Origin of the sequence: Nostoc sp. 2RC (assembly GCF_014222165.1) — a bacterium.
In the GTDB taxonomy this organism is placed as follows: Bacteria; Cyanobacteriota; Cyanobacteriia; order Cyanobacteriales; family Nostocaceae; genus Nostoc; species Nostoc linckia.
Genome location: NZ_JACKZU010000731.1, coordinates 1 through 1,085 on the forward strand (window position 1 = coordinate 1; position 1,085 = coordinate 1,085).

A 1,085-nucleotide genomic window follows, 5' to 3' on the forward strand; every position below is an offset into this window, starting at 1 on the left:
CCCATGCCCCATGCCCCATTTACATTTGATTCTTTTCAATAAAATCCAACATAATTCGCTGATGCATTTCCCCTAATGGTCGCACTTCGTCGGCATTTTTTGAATAACATCTACCTTGGTGAATATCTTCTGGAGTCAATAATCCCATATCCCAGCCTTCATTTAAAACCAATTCATTCATCTCCACTAGGAGTGGTGCATGGAAAACATGGCGGACTACTCTTTCATCTATATAACAGCCAAATTCAACAAAAGGCGGCAGGGTATAACCGATTTCTTCTAAAATTTCTCGTTTGACTGCCACATCGGGTGTTTCCCCAGGTTCGATATGACCGCCGAATAGCGCCCAGTGACCGGGATAAGGAATGTTGGGGATGTTATCCCTTAGTTGCATGAGAAATTTATTGTTTTGGTAGAGAATAGCGATCGCCACATGTACTAGTTCATTGCTCATATATTCATTTTTAATTGCTTAATTATTCTTCTTCTAAATAAATTTCTCCCTGTTCTTTCCCCGCTAAAGGAATACTTCGGTAGCGCACTTTACCCTTAAATACTACTTGCGAACCCTCTGGCAAACTTTTTTGATTAGTGATAACCCAAATTTTGCCGGTTGTGTCATTTATTTGATAAGCCCACTGCTTAATTAGCGGAGCTTGATTTTCTACCGTACCTTGGATGTAAACTGTAGCCTGATTCTTTTTTTGTGCTTGAATTTCTCGAATTGGGGTAACATTAGCGCCAAATTTTAAGCCAGTTCCACTCAAGCCAGAGGAAGCTAAATTACCACAACTAGAAAGTCCTGCCACCAGGAAAAAAGCTAACCCTACACGGTACAGAACAATACTGTGCCCAGACAAAAAGGCAAGGGACGAATTTCTAGTTTTTTCCATGAAAGCCACCGATTGAGGAAATTTTTGCTTCACTGCTTGTTTTGTCGCCACTTCCATCGGGTCAGTTCCCATCTATGGTACTTTGTTTTGAATTGGGAATTGGGCAAACAAGGTATGGGGAAAGGGAAAGGGGTAAAGGGAAAAGGGGAAAGATTAAATTGATTCCTTTTCCCTTTAACCTTTAACCTTTTC

At 40.7% G+C, this 1,085-nt stretch carries 2 protein-coding genes; both read right to left on the reverse strand.

Annotated features, from left to right (window positions below; genetic code table 11):
- Nucleotides 1-19: 19 nt before the first annotated feature.
- Complete coding sequence (locus GNE10_RS34720; protein WP_099072535.1) at nt 20-454, reverse strand: NUDIX hydrolase; 435 nt, start codon at nt 452-454, stop codon at nt 20-22.
- A gap of 22 nt (nt 455-476) precedes the next feature.
- Nucleotides 477-965 (reverse strand): hypothetical protein, encoded by a 489-nt coding sequence (locus GNE10_RS34725; protein ID WP_185570533.1) that lies wholly within the window; start codon nt 963-965, stop codon nt 477-479.
- Nucleotides 966-1,085: the final 120 nt, after the last annotated feature.

Bases quoted from the DNA above. Each gene is read 5' to 3' on its own strand.
- GNE10_RS34720 (WP_099072535.1), bottom strand. From the start codon at position 454: ATGAGCAATGAACTAGTACATGTGGCGATCGCTATTCTCTACCAAAAC.
- GNE10_RS34725 (WP_185570533.1), bottom strand. From the start codon at position 965: ATGGGAACTGACCCGATGGAAGTGGCGACAAAACAAGCAGTGAAGCAA.